Source organism: Daejeonella sp., from assembly GCF_030695525.1.
GTDB lineage: Bacteria > Bacteroidota > Bacteroidia > Sphingobacteriales > Sphingobacteriaceae > Daejeonella.
The window spans coordinates 92,048-110,979 of the sequence record NZ_JAUYSS010000047.1; the positions used below are offsets into that span (position 1 = coordinate 92,048).

20 protein-coding genes are annotated in these 18,932 nt (G+C 40.5%); 13 read left to right on the plus strand and 7 right to left on the minus strand.

Translation table 11 applies throughout. From position 1 onward, the window contains the following. Positions 1 to 148: 148 nt before the first annotated feature. From hemL to Q8S11_RS10590, 8 genes are all read left to right on the plus strand, one after another. Positions 149 to 1,531, plus strand: a complete 1,383-nt coding sequence (gene hemL / locus Q8S11_RS10555) for a glutamate-1-semialdehyde 2,1-aminomutase (RefSeq protein ID WP_305662060.1) — start codon at positions 149 to 151, stop codon at positions 1,529 to 1,531. Beyond that, complete coding sequence (locus Q8S11_RS10560) at positions 1,531 to 2,406, plus strand: sensor histidine kinase KdpD (protein WP_305662061.1); 876 nt, start codon at positions 1,531 to 1,533, stop codon at positions 2,404 to 2,406. Before hemL ends, Q8S11_RS10560 begins: the two co-directional genes overlap by 1 nt. Further along, on the plus strand, positions 2,396 to 3,100 hold the full coding sequence (locus tag Q8S11_RS10565; RefSeq protein ID WP_305662062.1) for a response regulator transcription factor: 705 nt from the start codon (positions 2,396 to 2,398) through the stop codon (positions 3,098 to 3,100). The genes Q8S11_RS10560 and Q8S11_RS10565 overlap by 11 nt, the downstream gene beginning before the upstream one ends. 2 nt (positions 3,101 to 3,102) lie before the next feature. Further along, positions 3,103 to 3,618 carry a tetratricopeptide repeat protein gene (locus tag Q8S11_RS10570; RefSeq protein WP_305662063.1) on the plus strand — a complete coding sequence of 172 codons (516 nt, stop codon included), beginning with the start codon at positions 3,103 to 3,105 and terminating at the stop codon, positions 3,616 to 3,618. Positions 3,619 to 3,632: 14 nt separating this feature from the next. Continuing rightward, positions 3,633 to 4,664 carry a uroporphyrinogen decarboxylase gene (hemE, locus tag Q8S11_RS10575; RefSeq protein WP_305662216.1) on the plus strand — a complete coding sequence of 344 codons (1,032 nt, stop codon included), beginning with the start codon at positions 3,633 to 3,635 and terminating at the stop codon, positions 4,662 to 4,664. 186 nt (positions 4,665 to 4,850) lie between these two features. Further along, on the plus strand, positions 4,851 to 5,390 hold the full coding sequence (locus Q8S11_RS10580) for a CopD family protein (RefSeq protein ID WP_305662064.1): 540 nt from the start codon (positions 4,851 to 4,853) through the stop codon (positions 5,388 to 5,390). Positions 5,391 to 5,697: 307 nt separating this feature from the next. Then, complete coding sequence (locus tag Q8S11_RS10585; protein WP_305662065.1) at positions 5,698 to 6,117, plus strand: hypothetical protein; 420 nt, start codon at positions 5,698 to 5,700, stop codon at positions 6,115 to 6,117. Between the two features lie 527 nt (positions 6,118 to 6,644). Continuing rightward, positions 6,645 to 7,802: a hypothetical protein gene (locus tag Q8S11_RS10590; RefSeq protein ID WP_305662066.1), complete on the plus strand. Its 1,158-nt coding sequence runs from the start codon at positions 6,645 to 6,647 to the stop codon at positions 7,800 to 7,802. On the opposite strand, the gene Q8S11_RS10595 is transcribed toward Q8S11_RS10590, so the two are convergent. Genes Q8S11_RS10595 through Q8S11_RS10605 form a run of 3 tightly spaced genes read right to left on the minus strand, consistent with a single transcriptional unit; the run spans position 7,771 to position 9,353 of the window. After that, positions 7,771 to 8,133: a DUF1304 domain-containing protein gene (locus Q8S11_RS10595; RefSeq protein ID WP_305662067.1), complete on the minus strand. Its 363-nt coding sequence runs from the start codon at positions 8,131 to 8,133 to the stop codon at positions 7,771 to 7,773. The two genes, Q8S11_RS10590 and Q8S11_RS10595, sit on opposite strands and share 32 nt — an antisense overlap. 16 nt (positions 8,134 to 8,149) lie before the next feature. Continuing rightward, positions 8,150 to 8,458, minus strand: coding sequence for a chaperone modulator CbpM (locus Q8S11_RS10600; protein ID WP_305662068.1), 309 nt, complete (start codon positions 8,456 to 8,458; stop codon positions 8,150 to 8,152). Between the two features lie 4 nt (positions 8,459 to 8,462). Then, positions 8,463 to 9,353 (minus strand): J domain-containing protein, encoded by an 891-nt coding sequence (locus Q8S11_RS10605; RefSeq protein WP_305662069.1) that lies wholly within the window; start codon positions 9,351 to 9,353, stop codon positions 8,463 to 8,465. A gap of 788 nt (positions 9,354 to 10,141) precedes the next feature. On the opposite strand from Q8S11_RS10605, the gene Q8S11_RS10610 reads away from it, so the two are divergent. The 5 genes from Q8S11_RS10610 (at position 10,142) to Q8S11_RS10630 (ending at position 13,892) form a co-directional block, all read left to right on the plus strand. Next, complete coding sequence (locus tag Q8S11_RS10610) at positions 10,142 to 10,711, plus strand: RNA polymerase sigma factor (protein ID WP_305662217.1); 570 nt, start codon at positions 10,142 to 10,144, stop codon at positions 10,709 to 10,711. Beyond that, the gene (locus tag Q8S11_RS10615) at positions 10,692 to 11,477 is read left to right on the plus strand and encodes a hypothetical protein (RefSeq protein WP_305662070.1); all 786 of its coding nucleotides are present in this window, start codon (positions 10,692 to 10,694) and stop codon (positions 11,475 to 11,477) included. The genes Q8S11_RS10610 and Q8S11_RS10615 overlap by 20 nt, the downstream gene beginning before the upstream one ends. 26 nt (positions 11,478 to 11,503) lie before the next feature. Then, the gene (locus Q8S11_RS10620) at positions 11,504 to 12,310 is read left to right on the plus strand and encodes a porin family protein (protein ID WP_305662071.1); all 807 of its coding nucleotides are present in this window, start codon (positions 11,504 to 11,506) and stop codon (positions 12,308 to 12,310) included. Between the two features lie 72 nt (positions 12,311 to 12,382). Further along, on the plus strand, positions 12,383 to 13,378 hold the full coding sequence (locus Q8S11_RS10625; protein WP_305662072.1) for an ABC transporter ATP-binding protein: 996 nt from the start codon (positions 12,383 to 12,385) through the stop codon (positions 13,376 to 13,378). Between the two features lie 115 nt (positions 13,379 to 13,493). Then, on the plus strand, positions 13,494 to 13,892 hold the full coding sequence (locus tag Q8S11_RS10630) for a GxxExxY protein (RefSeq protein WP_305662073.1): 399 nt from the start codon (positions 13,494 to 13,496) through the stop codon (positions 13,890 to 13,892). A 230-nt stretch (positions 13,893 to 14,122) separates the two neighbouring features. Here the strand turns inward: Q8S11_RS10630 and leuB are convergent, their stop codons facing one another. The 4 genes from leuB to leuC form a co-directional block, all read right to left on the minus strand. Next, positions 14,123 to 15,184: a 3-isopropylmalate dehydrogenase gene (leuB, locus tag Q8S11_RS10635; protein ID WP_305662074.1), complete on the minus strand. Its 1,062-nt coding sequence runs from the start codon at positions 15,182 to 15,184 to the stop codon at positions 14,123 to 14,125. Between the two features lie 173 nt (positions 15,185 to 15,357). Further along, positions 15,358 to 16,875, minus strand: a complete 1,518-nt coding sequence (locus Q8S11_RS10640; RefSeq protein WP_305662075.1) for an alpha-isopropylmalate synthase regulatory domain-containing protein — start codon at positions 16,873 to 16,875, stop codon at positions 15,358 to 15,360. A gap of 15 nt (positions 16,876 to 16,890) precedes the next feature. Continuing rightward, positions 16,891 to 17,487 carry a 3-isopropylmalate dehydratase small subunit gene (gene leuD, locus Q8S11_RS10645; RefSeq protein WP_305662076.1) on the minus strand — a complete coding sequence of 199 codons (597 nt, stop codon included), beginning with the start codon at positions 17,485 to 17,487 and terminating at the stop codon, positions 16,891 to 16,893. A 29-nt stretch (positions 17,488 to 17,516) separates the two neighbouring features. Further along, positions 17,517 to 18,914, minus strand: coding sequence for a 3-isopropylmalate dehydratase large subunit (gene leuC, locus Q8S11_RS10650; protein WP_305662077.1), 1,398 nt, complete (start codon positions 18,912 to 18,914; stop codon positions 17,517 to 17,519). Positions 18,915 to 18,932 lie beyond the last annotated feature (18 nt).

Sequence of the window (18,932 nt, forward strand, 5' to 3'; positions counted from 1 at the left end):
CATAGTATTGAGACAGATAAGTACTAAGTTTGACAATTAGTAATAAATCACAGATAGCAGATAACAGAAAACAGAATTGATTAGTAGACATTTAGTACTAAGTACTAACATTCTCAACTCTCAATTCTCAACTCTCAATTAAAAAAGAATGTTAGGATCACTAAAAAAGATGTTTTCAGGTTCGGATGAAGAGACTCCGGTAAATACAGTAGGAAAGCCTGATATTTCAAGGGAGAAGTCTGCCGAGTTGTATGAAAAGTCAAAAACCTATTTTCCGGGAGGGGTAAACTCTCCGGTAAGGGCTTTTAAATCTGTTCATGGAACACCTTTGTTTATCCAAAAGGGTGATGGCTGCCATATCTGGGATGCTGACGGGAATCAGTTCATTGATTTTTGTGCTTCATGGGGACCGCTGATTCTCGGACATAATCATCCGGTGGTTCGTGAAAAAGTGATCGAGGCAATGCAGAACGGGATGAGCTTTGGCGCACCTACTGCGCTTGAAAATCAATTGGCCGAGCTCATTCTGAAGAATAATAAATATATCCGTAAAATTCGCTTTACCAGTTCAGGAACAGAAGCCGTGATGTCGGCAATTCGTCTTGCACGTGGCTATACCAAGCGTGATAAGATCATTAAGTTTGAGGGATGCTATCATGGTCATTCTGATTCATTGCTGGTTAAGGCAGGTTCCGGCCTCGTAACATTTGGGGAAACCTCATCCGCAGGTATCCCGAAATCTTTTGCTGATGAAACGATTGTTGTTCCATTGAATAATGAACAGGCCGTTAAGGAGGCATTTGAACAATTTGAAGGGGAGATCGCTGCGGTGATTATTGAACCTGTTCCTGCCAATAACGGACTGTTGCTTCAGACTAAAGAATTTTTAGAGTTTCTTCGATCGATATGTTCAAAGAATAAATCGCTCCTAATTTTCGATGAGGTCATTTCGGGATTTCGTATTGGTTTTGAAGGTGCTGCAGGTTTTTATGGCATCCAGCCGGATATCATCACTTATGGTAAAATAATAGGTGGTGGTTTGCCGGTAGGTATGTACGGTTCATCAGTAGAAATAATGGAAATGATATCTCCGGATGGTCCTGTTTATCAGGCTGGTACGCTTTCCGGAAACCCTGTGGCCATGGCTGCAGGAATTGCCCAGTTGACTGAACTCTCGAAATCTGGTTTTTATAAAGATTTGAACAATAAGACTCTGGATTTTACTGAATCAATTCAACGTTTTGCCACAGCAAGAAATTATAAGTTCAGGGTGTTTACAATTGGTTCGATTTTCTGGTTCGCATTTACGGATCAGGAAAAGATCAGTGCTGCAGAAGAGATCGATGCATCAAGTATGGAGAAATTTAAAATCATGCATCGTGAATTGCTAAACCGCGGTATTTATTTAGGTCCATCTGGATATGAAGTTGGATTTGTATCATCTATCCATTCTAAAGTAGATCTCGAAAAGGCAAAAAGGGCCATTTTTGAAAGCCTCGACGTCGTGTTCAGAGGAGGAAGAACAACGTAATGAGAAGACCATTGGTGATATTTTATTTTCTCATTATTTACGCCATATTTCAACTGATTTGGTGGGGCAGGTTATTGCTCATCGCCAATCCCAACAGTAAAGGTATGGTGCTTGGTGAAACCGCCGTATTCCTTTTAATTTTTTTTGTGGGTGCATATTATTTACAAAAAGCTTTATACCAGGAAAGAAAACTGCATCACCAGCAAAAGAACTTCCTTTTATCGGTTACTCATGAACTGAAATCACCACTTGCATCTATAAAGTTATACCTGCAGACTATCCTGAAAAGGGAACTGGATGCGGCTCAGCAAAAGTCATTTATTACCAATTCTTTAAAGGATATTGAGCGATTGGATGATCTTGTTGAAAATATGCTTTTGGCAACTAAGATTGAAAGTAACTCCTACACATTTCCCAAAGAGAGTTTTAATCTTTCTGAACTGGTCAATTCTGTAGCCGGGAGACTTCAGGTTCATACTTGCAGCTCACAGATCATTAAGCTTTCTGTACAGCAGGGAATTTCTTTGGTTGGCGATAAATTTGCCTTAACTTCAGTAGTTACAAATCTGATAGAGAATGCGGTCAAATATTCGCCCCCTTGTGCTGAAGTAAATGTTAGTCTGAAGCGCAACGCCGAGCAGATCCAGTTTATTGTGGCCGATTCTGGTATTGGTATCAATGATCAGGAAAAATCACGTATTTTTGAGAAGTTTTACAGGGTAGGAAGCGAAGATACTCGCAAAACAAAGGGTACCGGACTTGGATTATTCATTGTAAAACAGGTTCTTGATAAGCATCAGGCCTCGATAAAAGTAAAAAATAACCAGCCTTCGGGAACAATTTTCGAAGTAACATTTAACGCAAATGCTAACTAAACAAAGAATTCTACTCGTAGAAGACGAAGAGCATCTTCTGGAAGCCATTAAACTAAATCTGGAGATGGAAGGGTACAAAGTATCCACTGCTACAGATGGTAAAAAGGCCCTCAAAATTTTCAAGGAAGAACGATTTAATCTGATCATTCTTGATGTAATGATTCCGGAGATTGATGGATTTCAGGTAGCTGAGACTATCCGGCTAGAAAATACAGAGGTGCCAATTATGTTCCTGACTGCTAAGAACACCAGTGAGGATCGTGTTCTTGGATTGAAAAAGGGCGCAGATGACTATCTGACCAAACCATTTAATCTCGAAGAATTGATTCTAAGGGTAGGGATATTAGTAAAACGTAGTTTGAAAGGTGATGAGCTTAAGGAATTGAATTCCTATAAGATCGGTGATAAGACCATTTACTTTAACTCATTTGAATTAAAGACCGATGATGGTACTATAACTCCGCTAACCAAGAAGGAAACCATGCTGTTAAAACTTTTGATTGAGCGCCGCAATGAGGCTGTATCAAGAGAGCAGATTCTGGAAACTGTTTGGAATTATGATGTATATCCTTCAACAAGGACGATCGACAATTTTATTCTGACATTCCGTAAATATTTTGAACCTGATCAGAAAAATCCGACCTATTTTCATTCTATCAGGGGAGTTGGATATAAATTTACTGATAAGCACTAAAAATGTTTACTAAGAAAGCCCGATTGTGGGTTATAGGGATTGCATTGATTTTGTTAGGCTGGACAATCAGCAAACAGGTTTACGAAATAGCCGCAGTTATTGGGATGGGAATTGGCCTCCTGATTTGGGGCTATTTTAAGGAAGGTACCGTCGTGATGGCAGCCCGTGAATTTCACGCAAAAAATTACGATGCTGCAGAAGAATTGCTCAAAGAAATCGAGGATCCTGATCGCCTGGGGAAACATCGCCGCGGCTTTTATGAATTCATTTATGGGAATATAGAGCTCCATCGTCATAATTATGACGAAGCTGAGAAACATTTTCAGATTGCCACCAGGTTTCCTTTGCGTAATCAGAATGATAAGGCTATTGTGCTGGTTCATCTTGCCAATATCAATCTTCGCAAGAAAGATTATGAGCGCGCATCAGCATACGTAGAGAAGGCCCAAACGTTTAAAATCAGTTCGCGGGTAAAAAACATTATAGAAAAAATTGAAACAGAAATTAAAAAAGCATAGTGAGCGAGAAAATTATTCAAGATAGTCTGTTCCTAAGGGCAGCATTTTCAAAAAGTACAGAACGGCCTCCGGTATGGATGATGCGTCAGGCTGGTAGATTCATGCCCGAATACTGGGAAATAAAAAATAAATACTCCTTTCTGGAGATGTGCAAAACCCCTGAGATTGCTGCAGATGTTACCATGCTGCCTGTTGATCTTTTGGGTATTGACGCCGCAATCCTGTTCTCAGATATTCTGGTAACAGGCGAGGCAATGGGTGGTGATCTTAGTTTTACCCAGGGTGTTGGCCCCAAATTCGCAAATCCGGTGCGTAGTCAGGCTGATGTAGACAAGCTTCTGACTGATGTTGATGATAAGCTGCAGTATGTTGCGGATGCGATTAAGGTCATTCAGCAAAGGCTGAACGGAAAGATCCCCCTGATTGGTTTTGCCGGTGCTCCATTCACGGTGATGAGCTATCTGGTAGAGGGTGGATCATCGAAGGATTTCAAGCTGACCAAGCTGATGCTGCACAATCATCCTGAGATGGCTCATGCTTTGCTTGCTAAGATTGCCAAAGTGACTATTAACTATCTGAATCTTCAGATCGATGCCGGTGTAAATGCCGTGCAATTGTTTGACAGCTGGGCATTGGCATTATCTTGGGATGATTATCATGAATTTTCACACCGGTACAATAAGCAAATCATTGAAGGCCTGAACAGAAAAGATGTTCCGGTGATATCTTTCTGTAAGGGAAGTTCGGTTTTTGCACCAATCATGGCTGAGGCAAAACCGGATGTGGTTTCAATCGACTGGAATGCCGACCTGCTGGATATCAAGAAGAAACTTCCTGCCGGAATGGCTGTACAGGGGAATCTTGATCCGCATATTCTGTATGCCGAGAAGCACGTGATCAAAGACCGGATCCATCGTTTGTTCGAGCGAATGCGCGGCGAAGATGGCTTTATTTTCAACCTTGGTCATGGAATTATGCCGGATATTCCTTTTGATAATGTGAAGTATGCGGTGGAGTTGGTTAAGGAGTTTAGGTACGAGGTCTGATGTATGAAGTCTGAGGTCTGAAGTCTGAGGACTGATGTATGAAGTCTGAGGTCTGAAGGGCCGGTATTATAATACTACTATGGTTAATAAGGATTTTGGTTTTAAGTTTATGTATTATATAATTAATTTCTGTAGTTCGGCTCATATCTCAGACATCAGACTTCAGACCTCCAACCTCATACCCCAATGACGTACCTCTACCTCAAGGCAATCCATATCATTTTTGTCGTCAGCTGGATGGCGGGGCTCTTTTACATTGTACGTCTGTTTATATACCATGTTGAGGCTAATGAAAGGCCGGAGCAGGAACGCATCACACTTCAGAAGCAGTTTGAGATCATGCAGCATAAACTGTGGTACATTATTACTACCCCTGCAATGGTGCTTTCGGTTATTGCCGGGATAGGTATGATCTGGCTTAATCCGGCATTATTGAGCATGAACTGGATGCTGGTTAAACTAGCCTTCGTACTTGGTCTTCTGATCTATCATTTTATCTGCCAGAATATAATAAACAAGCTAAAACAGGGTGTTTTCAGCTGGACTTCCACGCAGTTGAGATTCTGGAACGAACTCGCAACGATCTTTCTGGTTGCCATTGTCTTTACAGTGATTTTGAAAAGTGCTGTTGAATGGGTCTATGGCTTAAGCGGACTGATACTCTTCAGCGCGGTCATCATGGCTGCAGTTAAGATCTACAAGTATTATCGGTTGAAAGGTAAATAATCCTTTTCTGTCATCTTTTGATCCAATATATTTCTGAGCAATCAGAAAAACATTGTGTTGCACATTGTCTCTTCCTCTCGTCTTAGTTTAAATGAGTTCGATATAGAAATATTTAAAGATTAATCTTTAACCACATAGATTGAATTTATTATGCTTTAAAGGACACACATAGATTGTAAATCACATAGATTGAAGCGAAGCTCAAGGCTATCTCTGTCTAAAATGAAGCTTGGTTACTATAAAATCCTATGTTCCTATGTGGTTTTTAAACATTATGTCGAGTTTACTTTAGTTTAAATATATGTTTATGAAACTCTCCCTGAAAGTTGCATTGATCATAATGGTAATCACATTTGTAAGCTGTGATAAAGAAGAAAGACTACAGTCAAAGTTGGAGGGTTCCTGGGAATTGAGGCATATTGAGGGTGGTTACAGACCAGCAAATTCCCCTTCTGATTATGAGCCTGGAAATGGCAATATCCTGAAATTTGATGGGAATAAATTTCAGCAAAAATACGGCACTAACCCCGCTATAAATGGCACTTACACCATTATTGAAGAAGAAACTAATGTAAACGGGGATAATCTGTCTTATAAGATAGATTTTCAAAGTGATCAAAATATAGGTGATCCTTTCTTTAAAATTTCCGGAGGTAAATTAAGGCTATATTATGGGCAGATTGCGGCGGATGGGTTTGTAAGTAGCTATGAGAAGCAAAAAGAATGAAGGGTATCACCCGGGTTTAATGTGAGTCGGATATAACGTTTTCCGCATTGCGAAGGCGGGGATTTTCAGCATAAATGTTGATGCGGATTGTCAGAAGTATGAATGTGAAGGTCTGTATATATTGGATTCATATTGTCTATCGTTGTTGTTTCGTTACACTTGCCACAAACTTATTTATGGAACCTATAAAATTCTCTCAATCTTCCCCAAAAGCCTGGTTTGTAGATTTTTATCATACTTTATTAAATATCCCCATTCTCAACCCAATTACCTAATCCAAATTGAAAATTATACAAGCAATTAATATCGATCGTTCAATTTTTATGGAAGCAGAAGAAATTGACAGGTAAGCCACCTTTATATAATTCTATCAAATTCAACTCCGGCAACTTAAAGCAAGGTTATTTTATCTGCTGTGAATAATCTCAGTTCATATTCCAAAATGATTCTTAGGTATGGCCGGCCATTTATCCTAAATCTGTATTTTTATACTAATTTGCCCCCGCTAAATGCCCCGGATCTGTCCAATGAAGAAAATTCTATTCTTATTCATACTTTCTGTTTTATTTTATTCCTCAGAAGCTCAGATACTGAATGATAGTCTGGAGTACCGTATCCGCCCGGATAGTGTTCGGACTGGTGAACTTTACCTGAGCGTTCATAATTTCAATTACATGCGTAATTATGAATATTTCAATAAAATTCAGGATGGGTATACCTTGTTTGGTGCACAGTTGGAGCCGCAACTCGTTTACTATGCCCATCCCAGATTAGCGGTAACGGCAGGGGTACATCTTCGTAAGGATTTTGGCGGACAAGGAATTTATAGAACTTGTCCTTTAATCAGTTTGAAATATCAGCATGGAAATACCACATTGGTGAATGGGGTCCTGGAAGGCAATATCCATCATCGCATGCTTGAGCCAATATTTGATTTTGAAAAAAAGATTACTGAACCTGTTGAATACGGAACCCAATTTATCATCAATGGCAGAAATTTATTTCTGGATGCCTTCATTAACTGGAAGAAAATGATCTATAAACCAAGTCCGGTGCAGGAGCAAATTCTTGGCGGACTTTCAGCCGAACTTAACCTGATTAATAACACAAGTCTGAGCCTATCCATACCAGTTCAGTTAACTGTTTTCCATCAGGGGGGTCAGATTGATGTCATTGATGACCCTCTGCAAACTTTGGTTAATTCGGCTCTGGGTTTTAAATTAAAGCTTCCGTTTTCGGGTTGGATCAAAAATCTCAGGACAGAGAATTACCTGATTTCTTTTAATGATCTTTCATTTACTGATCTTCAGCCTTATTCCAGCGGATATGGCTGGTACCTTAATGCAGGTTTTGATACCCATAAGTTCGGATCCTTGATGGGAACCCTATGGAAAGGGAATTCCTTTATCTCATCCAATGGAATGCCCTTGTATCAGAGTGTTTCCCAGCACATTGTTCACCCCGGATATACTGAGAAGAATAGAAAATTATTTATACTTCGTTACTCCTACCAGCAGAAGCTAATTCAAAATCTTTACATGGACTTTCGATTCGAACCCATGATGGATTTGGGCAGGCCTGCAGGAACAAGAAAAATTGAGTTTTCTAACTCCTCCTTCCTGATGTATAAGCAGGAGCTTAGATTACGTAAAGCTAAAGGAAGAAAACTGCTGCCAGAGCAATGATTGCAGGAATGCCCTGAACGTAAAATATTGATTTCTGCACGCTGATTGCCCCATAAATCCCTGCAACCAAAACACAGCCAAGGAAAAACATAGCCACATTCTTCGACCAGGTTTCATCCTGTATAATGAGTGACCAGATCAGTCCCGCAGCAAGGAAACCATTATAAAGTCCCTGATTTGCGGCCATAGATTTTGTTTTCTCAAACATATCCGCCGACATCGATTTAAATGTTCTTCTCCCGGCAGTTGTCCAGGCAAACATTTCAAGCCATAGAATGTACAGGTGCTCCAGAGCAACAAAGGCGATTAGTAGTTTGGCGATTAATGTCATAACTCAAATTTTATGATTAATCAATATACTCATTATCCTCATAAAGACGCAGCCGGTTCTTCAGCATGATCACTTCCTCCTGTAAACGCCTCATTCGCCCAAGCAGATGGTCAATGGTGTCAAGCCCTTCTGGATTGATCTCCAGTTCCCTATGAAGTCTGATCATTCGTTCCAGCTTTTCCAGCTGGTCTTCCGGAATATAATCGGTCTGCTGAACTTGTACAATTTCAACCAATCCAAATTCCTTCAGACTGCTGATGAATGTGTATTCAATGTTATGGTAAACACAGAATTCACTTGCCGAAATTAAGTTTGCCTTAGCCATGGCCTTATTTTCTAAGATTTGATAATTCCCTGAACAATTCCTTTTCCTTTTCGCTGAGGTTTGCAGGGATTTTTACTGTATAGGTGATATATAAGTCGCCAAACTGGTTTTCATTTTTATATACCGGAAAACCTTTTCCCTTGAGTTTTACTTTGGTTCCGTTTTGAGTTTCAGGTTTTACGGGTAACTTGACCTTTCCACTCATGGTCTCAATTGTGAGATCCGATCCTAGCACTGCGGTGTAAAGGTCTATCTCTACATTTTTATACAGGTCATTTCCCACACGTTTGAATTCCGGATCATTGGCTATGGAGAAGGTGATTAAAAGATCTCCATTTGGACCACCGTTGATACCTGGCCCACCATGCCCTTTTATTTTGATCGTCTGCCCGTTTTCAATTCCGGCCGGGATGGTTAGTCGGATATTTTTACCATTAACGGTAATGGTTTGTTTCTGAGTAGTGTAGACATCTCTTAAATTGAGACGAAGTTCAGCATTGAAATCCTGTCCCTTAAAATTTGCCTGCCTGCTTTGCCCTGATGATTTTCCGAACATAGAACTAAAGAAATCTGAGAAGTCCTGATCACTGAATGATCCGGTATAGCCTGGCTCACCCGAACTTCTGCCACCGGAAGGTCTGCCTTGCCCTGATGCTTGAAACTGGTCGGCATGTTTCCAGTCTTTACCATACTGGTCATATTTTTTACGCTTTTCAGGATCGCTTAATACCTCATTTGCTTCATTAATCTCCTGAAATTTCTTTTGTGCATCCTTGTCATTTGGGTTTACATCAGGATGATATTTCCGGGCCATTTTTCGATACGCCGCTTTGATATCTTTATCTGTTGCAGATTTAGTTATTCCGAGTGCCTGATAATAGTCGATGAATGCCATGTATAATATTAATGAAAATTATAATATAAAAATACGGATAAGTTTGGAGTGTTGAGTGGTGGGATAATGATAGTTATCGGATGACAAATCAGGAGTAGGGGAAAGGGAGATTCCAGCCTTCGCTGGAATCGGTTCAGATCACTCCCTACTTTTAATGAACCAATCCGCGGCGAGATCATGCCAATCCGGGTTCAGTTTTTCAATTAGATTATTTTTTCAGGATCGTTGCCAGGTCTTTAGTTGTTTTTCTCTGGCGATAGCTAAGTTCATGTCACTAAACTTTTCATACCACACCAGTAATGCTTGTCATCCCCACGAAAGTGGGAACCTCCGCCACTACATCCTGGAAAGTCAGATGAGCGCAGGCCGGAATCGTATTCATACCGCCAGAGGCATATAGGATGAGAAGAGAGTATGGCTTTTCAACAACCATTAATAGCAGCATTATCTTACCCATCTAAACCGGATCGAAGCGACAGCTTTTTGCCAGTACTTGTGAGCATCTCTACAACAATTGTCATGGCAAAAACTAAAGCGGAGAGCCGGACTGTACAAAGCGATGGGCAGAGGCCTTGCTTTCCAAAAAATTATAGAAACACTTGTTGCCAACCTCTTTAATTGCGCAAATTTTATTGCTCAAGATCTAAAATTATTCTATCTCTAATTTTAACTTAATGCCCCAACAACTCTTCACCCATGGGCATTTTCCTTAAAAGTAAAATTTTTGCATTTTTTTTTCTTCCTGATGCAACTAAATGGTACTTCCAATCATCTTACCTTTAAAGCGTATGAATTTGGACCGGACATTTACTATAGATAGTTTGCTGGATGGGTGCAAAAAAGGTGATCGAAAAGCACAGGAGAGCCTTTACAAAGCACTTTCTTCTAAAATGATGGGGGTCTGTATGCGATATGCGAAAGATACTTTTGAGGCAGAGGATATTCTGCAAATGGGTTTTGTTAAGGTTTTTCAAAAGGTTTCGGAGTTTAGAAGTGATGGCTCTTTTGAGGGTTGGATCAGAAGAATTATGGTGAACACGGCTATCGAAACCTATCGTAAGAATCTGAGAAGTTTAAATGTGGTGGATATTGATGAGGTTTACGATCAGCCGCAATCAACATTTGATATGGGTAAACTGGAATTGAATGATTTGATGAAGCTGGTTCAGCAACTCTCAAATGGTTATCGGATTGTCTTTAATATGTATGCAATTGAAGGCTATTCGCATAAGGAAATTGCAAAGGAATTAGGAATATCGGAAGGCGCTTCGAAATCACAATTGTCGAGGGCCAGAGCAATATTGAAAGATAAAATAATTAAAATGGAGGGCTTAAATTATGCATCCAATATCGGATAAAGAACTGGATAAATTATTCCAGCAGCGTTTTGGAGATCTCGAGATCGAGCCTTCGGCTGCTGTTTGGGAAAAAATTACCGGTACTATGGATCAGAAAAGGAGGAAATCAGCTTTTCCTTCATTCTGGATGGCTGCTGCCAGTATTGTAGTATTGATCTCTGTCGGTTTTTGGTATTTCCGTCCACAGGAAGTGATCAAACTGCAAGGGCGTTCAGAAATAGCTCAGATTATGGAGGATTCCTCCCGCACTGAGTTGAAAGGGCCGGCGCTTTCAACCAAAGAGCCGCTAAGTAGCTCTCAAACAGTAAAAACGGTTCTTTCAGATTTTAGTCTGGCAAATGCCTCCGGAATAAATTCGAACGATTATTCCTTGATAGAGAAAACTCCCACTGCTGAGCCTGAAATTACATTCGCCGCATCGCCAGAGCCTGTTGTTATTGCCTCAGAACCTGTTAAAAAGGTCAGTCAGGTTCAGCCAAAGAAAGTAGTTAAGGTACCCACCAGATATTCAGGCGATCAGTCGGCGCTTGATGTAACCCAAGCGGATATGATGGCTATAACTGATTTCTCTGTGGATGAGATCAATCCGGATGAATCAGAGGTCAGAAGTCAGAGGAAGATCAGAAGCATAGGAAGCCTGGTCAACTTTGTAATCGCAAAGGTTGATAAGCGTGAAGATAAACTCATCGAGTTCAAGGATAGCGATGAAGGATCGGAGGTATCAGGTATCAATTTAGGTTTAGTAAAAATTAAAAGCAGAAAATAGATTAACCCATATACATCATTAAAAAAATGAAAAGATTATTAATTTGCTCCATCTTATCAATGTTTGCGGCAGGGGGATTTGCACAGGATAAAAAGGATACAGTCCTGATTATTACACGTGATACGTTAAAAAATGACAAGAGAACAGTTACTATCAGGATGGGTGACAGCGATTCGAATGATAGTACAGCAAATGACTCAAAGCCAGCATCCAAAGTCACTTTTCAGTTCATTGCTGCCCGTTTTGATATTGGTTTGAGTACCTATACCGATAAGGGAAGTTATACCTTGTCGCCTGCAAATTCTTACCTGGAACGTGAGACCTGGAAAAGCAGCAATTTTGGTTTCGAATTTTTTCAGATGGGCTATCGTTTCAACAGTCACTTTAAGATCTATGCCGGTGCTGGGCTCGACTGGAATCATATGCGTCTGAAGCAAAATATTACTTTCCAAAAGGATAAATCTACTCTGACTTATGTGACAGATGCAGTGGATTATAAGAAGAACCGCTTCTCCAGTCAGTATTTGCGAATCCCGCTATCATTTCAATTCCGCACAAATGATGATAAGAAAGGGGATAAGCTGAATTTCGTTATCGGTCCGGAAATTGGTTTCCTTCTGAATGGTAAGGTTAAACAGGTGAGCAGTGAAAACGGAAAGGATAAGTTTAAAGATGATTATAACTTGAATCCATTCCGTTACGGAGCTTTTGCCCGGCTGGGATATGGCGGTATGGGAGTTTATGTAAAATATTATGGTAATGATGTTTTTGCTGAGGGACAGGGACCTGCAGATTTTAAAAACCTTTCTTTCGGACTGATGTTCGGATTCTGAACAACCTGAGGAATAGAAACCCCGCATCTGTTATTAGAACAAGAGGCGGGGTTTTTTTATATATTTGATTCCATGTCAGATTCTCTTATTTGCCTTGAAAAAGTTAGCCTTCATTATGCCAATGATACCAAAGCAGGTGTTAGTGAAATTGATTTTTCCATCAATAAGGGCGATTTTGTTGCCATTGTTGGTGAAAGCGGAAGCGGGAAAAGCACTTTACTTAAATTAATCTTTGGCCTGCTTGCTCCAGATTCAGGAGAGGTATTTTTTAAGGGCCGCCATCTTGAGGGACCGCATGAAAAGTTAATTCCTGGCCATGATTCAATGAAAATGCTGAGTCAGGATTTCAATCTGAATATTTATGCCAGGGTGTATGAAAATATTGAAAGCATGCTTTCTAATGAGGATCTGAAGGGAAAGAAGCAAAAAGCAGCCGATATGATGAAGCTGCTTGGCATTGAACATCTTGCCAATAAGAAGATTGTAGAACTGAGCGGCGGAGAGCAGCAGCGTGTGGCTCTGGCCCGGGCAATTATTACCGAGCCCGAAGTGTTACTGCTGGATGAGCCTTTTAGTCAGCTGGATGCTTTGCTAAAAAATCAGTTTCGTAAAGATTTGAAGCATTTATGCGATCTCCTGGGCATTACTATTATTATGGTTTCACACGATCCTGTGGATGGGCTTACTCTTTCCAATAAGATGATTATTCTGAAAGATGGTAAACTAATTGAATCGGGAAGGCCTGAGGATCTGTATGCTAATCCTTCACATACCTATACTGCAAAACTATTAGGAAATGCCTTTGTACTTCCAGCTGAAGAGGCGAGGACTCTGGGTATTCGGACTAAAATGAACACGGTGATGATCTATCCGGAATGGGTTCAACTGAAAAGTGGGTGGAGTAGCAGAAGCTATGTGGTGAAGGAGGTATTTTTTAAAGGGTTCTATGAAGACCTTTTACTAGAGAGAAATGGGATTGAATTGATCACGATTAATCTGAAGCCGGGGAGTTATGAGAAGGGGGATGGGGTGCAAGTGATTATAGGACGCTACCTTGAATTTGAATAGGATTATAGAATTGAAGGATTATAGGGTTGAAGGATTAATAGGATTGAAGGATTTTTTTGTTACTATAATTTTAGTGGAGTGGGATTATGTAGGTTTCTTTATTAAATCAATTTAGATGAAATATGAAGAGCTTACTCATGAAATCATTGCCTGCTCGATGAAAGTCCACGGAGTTCTTGGGAATGGTTTTCAGGAGGTTATTTATCAGCGGGCATTAGCCATTGAATTAGAAAGATCAGGTCTGCGTTATAAACAAGAAATGGTCATGGACATCTATTATGAAGGAATAAAGCTTGGGACAAGGAGAGTTGATTTTTTTGTAGAGGAGCTTATTATGCTGGAACTGAAAGCCCTGATTAGAATGGAAGATGTGCACCTTGCGCAGGCGATGAATTATTGTCAGGCCTATAATTTGCCTATTGGATTATTGATAAATTTTGGCGCAAAAAGACTTGAATTTAAGCGGGTGTATAATCTTAATCATGCGGATAATAAAAATTACCAGAAGAATTAGGATTATAGGATTGAAGGATTAAAAAGTGGGGTAGGATTAATAGGATTGGAGGATGATAGGATTAAAAAAGTAGTAGGATTAATAGGATTAAAGGATGATAGGATTAATAAAGTGATGCGATTAATAAGATTATAGGATTAAAGAAAATGGTTCTTAATCTCCAATCCTATAATCCTTTACTCCTAATCCCCAATCCTTTAATCCTATCATCCTATTAATCCTAATTAATCTTAATTAATCCTACTACTTAGATAGTCTCCAACTTCAGAAGTCTTATACGCTTTATTTTTACCCGCAATATCCTCAGTTACTATTCCTTCTTCGAGTGATTTATTTACAACCGCCCTAATCAGTTCAGCCTCTTCCTTTAATCCGAATGCATCTTCGAACATCATTGCAGCAGAAAGAACAGTCGCCAAAGGATTGGCAATATCTTTTCCTGCAGCCTGTGGGTAGGAGCCATGTATAGGCTCAAATAAGGAGGTGTGTAAGCCTATCGATGCGGATGGCATTAATCCCATAGATCCTGAAATAACTGATGCCTCATCCGTTAGAATGTCTCCGAAAAGATTTTCGGTAATCATCACATCATAGGAACTTGGCCATTGAACCAGGCGCATTGCTACAGCATCTACGAATTCATAACTTACAGTAACTTCAGGATAATCTTTTTCCATGTCCTGAACAGTCTCGCGCCATAGACGTGAACTTTCTAAAACGTTTGCTTTATCTACACAGCATAATTTCTTTGAGCGCTTCATCGCCATTTCAAAGCCTAATTTCGCCAGACGGATGATCTCATCACGGGTATAGGTACAGGTATCAAACGCAGTGTTACCATTGTCTTTTCTGCCACGCTCGCCAAAATAAATTCCACCTGTTAACTCACGAAGAATGATCAGATCTGTACCTTCAATACGTTCTCTCTTTAGAGGTGAATTGTCAATTAATGAAGGAAAGGTAAATGTTGGTCGAACGTTTGCGAACAAACCCAGTTTTTTACGCATTTTCAATAAGCCCTGCTCCGGACGGACTGGGGCTTTCGGATCATTATCATATTTCGGATCACCAATTGCACCAAACAGAATCGCATCAGCAGCCATACATACCTCATGGGTTGAATCAGGGTAAGGTTCACCCACTGCATCAATAGCACATGCACCTGTTAATGCAGATGTCCAGTTGATCTCATGATTGAATTTCTTTGCAATGGCATTACATACTTTTACAGCCTGATCAATTACTTCAGGTCCAATTCCATCTCCGGCTAAAAGGGCGATATTTAATTTCATTTTTTTTGAGTTATATGTAGTAAGTTATACGTTATACGTTTTAAGTAGTAAGTTATAGGTTATAAGTAGTAGGTTCTAAGTATGGTAAAAACTTTAAATGATGATAATTATCCTTGTTAATATGAATTTACTAAGAACTAACCACCAACCAACTAACCAACTACATTAACCAACTAAATGATATTAAGCATTTTCTGAGTCGCCTTGATCGCACATACGGTCTGGTCTGAATCAAGGCCACGGGTAATGAATTTTTTAGTTGGTGTTTCCCAGGTAATAATCGTTTCGCACAAAGCATCTGAATTACTTCCCGGTGCAATTCTTACCGCATAATCGATTAATTTAGGAAGACATGCCTTCTTTTTCTCATAGACCTTGCCCAATGCTTTCATAAAGGCATCAAATTGTCCATCGCCCTGAGCATTTTCTTCGAATAATTCTCCGTCAAAGCGCACAGAAATCGTCGCCGAAGGTCTTAATCCTTTGGAATGAGTCAAAACATAAGAATCAACAATCACCTTATCGGTAGTTGAGGGACTGTTCAGAACATCAGAAATGATATATGGAAGGTCTTCCTTTGTTACCGTTTCTTTCATGTCACCCAGTTCGATAACACGTTGTGTTACCTTTTTTAGATCCTGATCACTCAGTTTCAGACCAAGTTCCTGAAGATTCTTTTCAATATTTGCCTTGCCGGATGTTTTTCCTAAGGCATAGGTACGCTTTCTCCCAAAACGTTCGGGAAGGAGGTCATTAAAATACAGGTTGTTTTTACTATCTCCATCGGCATGGATACCGGCAGTTTGTGTGAACACATTATCACCTACGATCGGCTTGTTTGATGGGATTCTGATTCCTGAAAAAGTTTCTACCAGTTTACTGACAGTATAAATTGCCTCCTCATTGATATTGATCTCAATTTCAGGCATAAAATCATTGATAGCTGCAACCGCACTGGCCATTGAGGCATTGCCTGCACGCTCACCCATGCCATTTACTGTAAAATGCAGGCCATCGGCTCCTGCTTTGATGCCCTCGAGAGTATTAGCATTGGCGAGGTCATAATCGTTATGCGCATGAAAGTCGAAATGAATTTTTGGATACCTGGCTTTGATTTGAGAAATATATTCAAAAGTTTCAGAGGGAGTCAGCACGCCAAGGGTATCAGGTAGCATAATCCTTTTTACAGGTTGGTCTGAAAGAAAATCAAGATACTGAAAAACATACTCCGGAGAATTGCGCATCCCATTGCTCCAGTCTTCAAGATAAACATTACTTGAAATCCCATGTTGTGCAGCCAATTTAAAATTGTCGGCAATTTCCGCAAAGTGCTGTTCCGGAGTTTTTTTCAGCTGATGTTTCAGGTGGTTTAAAGATCCTTTGGTTAAAAGGTTTTGCACCTTAACACCAGCTTTAGCCATCCATTCAATTGATACTCCATGGTCTACGAATGAAAGCACCTCAATCTGGCCAGTATGGCCATGGGTGTTTGCCCAATCCATAATGGCCTTAACCGAAGCAAACTCACCTTCCGACACCCGTGCTGATGCCACCTCAACCCGGTCAACCCTGAGTTCTTCAAGGAGCAGTTGGGTGATGGTAAGTTTTTCCGAAATAGAAAACGACACCCCGGAGGTTTGTTCACCATCGCGGAGTGTTGTATCCATTATTTCTATTTTCCTCTTTCCCATTTGTATGTTTTTGTATTATATAGGCAGGTTAGATGCAAATTCTTGTATTTCCGGCTTCATATTTACCAGATAATCAATGTCATCAAAGCCATTGAGCATATTGCTTTTTTTGTATGAGCTGATGTCAAAGGATTCCTTTTCTCCCGTAGACAGAATGCTGATCGTTTGCTCCGGCAAGTTCACTTCAAGTTCTGTTTTCGGATCTGCTTCAATTGCCTGGAATATCTTATCAGCAAACTCAGGGCTAACCTGTACCGGTAAAACCCCAATGTTAAGGCAGTTGCCTTTGAAAATATCCGCAAAGAAGCTGGATACAACACACCTGAAACCATAATCATAAATTGCCCAGGCAGCATGTTCCCTGGATGAACCGGAACCAAAGTTCTTTCCTCCAACCAGAATTTTACCACTGTAAAGTGGATTATTGAGTACGAATTCTGATTTCTGACTGTCGTCTGAATTATATCTCCAGTCGCGGAAAAGGTTATCCCCGAATCCTACGCGCTCTGTTGCTTTTAAAAAGCGGGCAGGGATGATCTGATCAGTATCCACGTTCTCAATTGACAATGGAACTGCAGAACTTCTTAATATGTTGAATTTATCGTAAGCCATCTTTATGTCTTTATGCGAAATATCGCCTGTTATTGAATTAATGTTCTCGGATCAGTTACCACTCCGGTTACTGCAGCTGCTGCTGCAACCAGCGGGCTTGCCAGCATGGTTCTGGAACCTGGTCCCTGACGTCCTTCAAAGTTCCTGTTCGAGGTACTTACAGCATATTTTCCTGCCGGGATTTTATCATCATTCATCGCCAGACATGCAGAACAACCTGGCTGACGCAGGGTAAATCCAGCTTCAGTGAAAATATCCAGCAATCCTTCATCCTGAATCTGCTTTTCAACAATATGTGATCCCGGAACTAACCATGCAGTAACATTATCAGCTTTTTTTCTTCCTTTTACAATGGAAGCAAAAGCCCGGAAATCTTCAATCCTACCGTTAGTACAGCTACCAATGAATACATAATCCACCTGTTTCCCCATCATTGGCTCGCCTTCATTGAAACCCATATAGTTGAGTGATTTGGCAAATGTAGCAGCTCCGCCTTCAACTTCCCCTGCTTTAGGAATTGAATTCGAAATGCCCATACCCATTCCCGGATTAGTTCCATAGGTGATCATCGGTTCAATGGTAGAACCATCAAATGTATATTCCTTGTCAAAAACTGCATCCGCATCTGTTTTCAGGCTCTTGTAATAGGCCAGTGCTCTGTCCCATGCTTCGCCTTTCGGACTGAATTCGCGGCCTTTCACGTAGTTAATGGTCGTTTCATCAGGTGCGATCATACCACCTCTGGCACCCATTTCAATGCTCAGATTACAAACAGTCATACGGCCTTCCATACTCATATTTTCAAATACTTCACCTGCATATTCTACAAAGTATCCGGTAGCACCCGAGGTACTCAATTGTGATATGATAAACAATGCGACGTCTTTTGGTGTTACTCCTTTACCCAGCTCACCATTGATGTTGATTCTCATCTTCATTGGCTTAGGCTGCATAATGCACTGAGTAGTTAGTACCATCTCTACTTCAGAGGTACCGATACCAAAAGCAATTGCGCCGAAGGCACCATGGGTTGAGGTATGTGAATCACCGCAAACAATAGTTGCTCCCGGTTGGGTGATCCCGTACTCAGGACCAACCACATGCACAATCCCGTTTTTCTGATGCCCTAAACCCCAGTAACTGATCCCATGTTCTTTTGAATTAGATTCAAGTGCTTTCAACTGATTGGCCGAAAGAGGATCTGCAACCGGTAAATGCTGATTGATCGTTGGGGTATTATGATCCGCTGTAGCAAATGTGCGCTCAGGGTACAGTACTTTAAGCCCTCGGTTTTTGAGACCAAGAAAGGCCACCGGACTCGTAACTTCATGAACCATGTGACGGTCGATAAATAACACATCAGGCCCACCTTCAATCTTACGAACTACGTGAGAATCCCACACTTTGTCAAACAATGTATTGCTCATATTTTTTTTATTTAGTAC

Coding starts and splice junctions, on each gene's coding strand:
- Q8S11_RS10630 (WP_305662073.1), top strand. CDS start 13,494: ATGAAATATGAAGAGCTTACTCATGAAATCATTGCCTGCTCGATGAAA.
- Q8S11_RS10640 (WP_305662075.1), bottom strand. CDS start 16,875: ATGGGAAAGAGGAAAATAGAAATAATGGATACAACACTCCGCGATGGT.
- leuC (WP_305662077.1), bottom strand. CDS start 18,914: ATGAGCAATACATTGTTTGACAAAGTGTGGGATTCTCACGTAGTTCGT.
- Q8S11_RS10610 (WP_305662217.1), top strand. CDS start 10,142: ATGAATTTGGACCGGACATTTACTATAGATAGTTTGCTGGATGGGTGC.
- leuD (WP_305662076.1), bottom strand. CDS start 17,487: ATGGCTTACGATAAATTCAACATATTAAGAAGTTCTGCAGTTCCATTG.
- Q8S11_RS10595 (WP_305662067.1), bottom strand. CDS start 8,133: ATGACATTAATCGCCAAACTACTAATCGCCTTTGTTGCTCTGGAGCAC.
- Q8S11_RS10605 (WP_305662069.1), bottom strand. CDS start 9,353: ATGGCATTCATCGACTATTATCAGGCACTCGGAATAACTAAATCTGCA.
- Q8S11_RS10565 (WP_305662062.1), top strand. CDS start 2,396: ATGCTAACTAAACAAAGAATTCTACTCGTAGAAGACGAAGAGCATCTT.
- Q8S11_RS10615 (WP_305662070.1), top strand. CDS start 10,692: ATGCATCCAATATCGGATAAAGAACTGGATAAATTATTCCAGCAGCGT.
- Q8S11_RS10625 (WP_305662072.1), top strand. CDS start 12,383: ATGTCAGATTCTCTTATTTGCCTTGAAAAAGTTAGCCTTCATTATGCC.
- Q8S11_RS10590 (WP_305662066.1), top strand. CDS start 6,645: ATGAAGAAAATTCTATTCTTATTCATACTTTCTGTTTTATTTTATTCC.
- Q8S11_RS10560 (WP_305662061.1), top strand. CDS start 1,531: ATGAGAAGACCATTGGTGATATTTTATTTTCTCATTATTTACGCCATA.
- Q8S11_RS10585 (WP_305662065.1), top strand. CDS start 5,698: ATGAAACTCTCCCTGAAAGTTGCATTGATCATAATGGTAATCACATTT.
- Q8S11_RS10570 (WP_305662063.1), top strand. CDS start 3,103: ATGTTTACTAAGAAAGCCCGATTGTGGGTTATAGGGATTGCATTGATT.
- Q8S11_RS10620 (WP_305662071.1), top strand. CDS start 11,504: ATGAAAAGATTATTAATTTGCTCCATCTTATCAATGTTTGCGGCAGGG.
- Q8S11_RS10600 (WP_305662068.1), bottom strand. CDS start 8,458: ATGGCTAAGGCAAACTTAATTTCGGCAAGTGAATTCTGTGTTTACCAT.
- hemL (WP_305662060.1), top strand. CDS start 149: ATGTTAGGATCACTAAAAAAGATGTTTTCAGGTTCGGATGAAGAGACT.
- leuB (WP_305662074.1), bottom strand. CDS start 15,184: ATGAAATTAAATATCGCCCTTTTAGCCGGAGATGGAATTGGACCTGAA.
- Q8S11_RS10580 (WP_305662064.1), top strand. CDS start 4,851: ATGACGTACCTCTACCTCAAGGCAATCCATATCATTTTTGTCGTCAGC.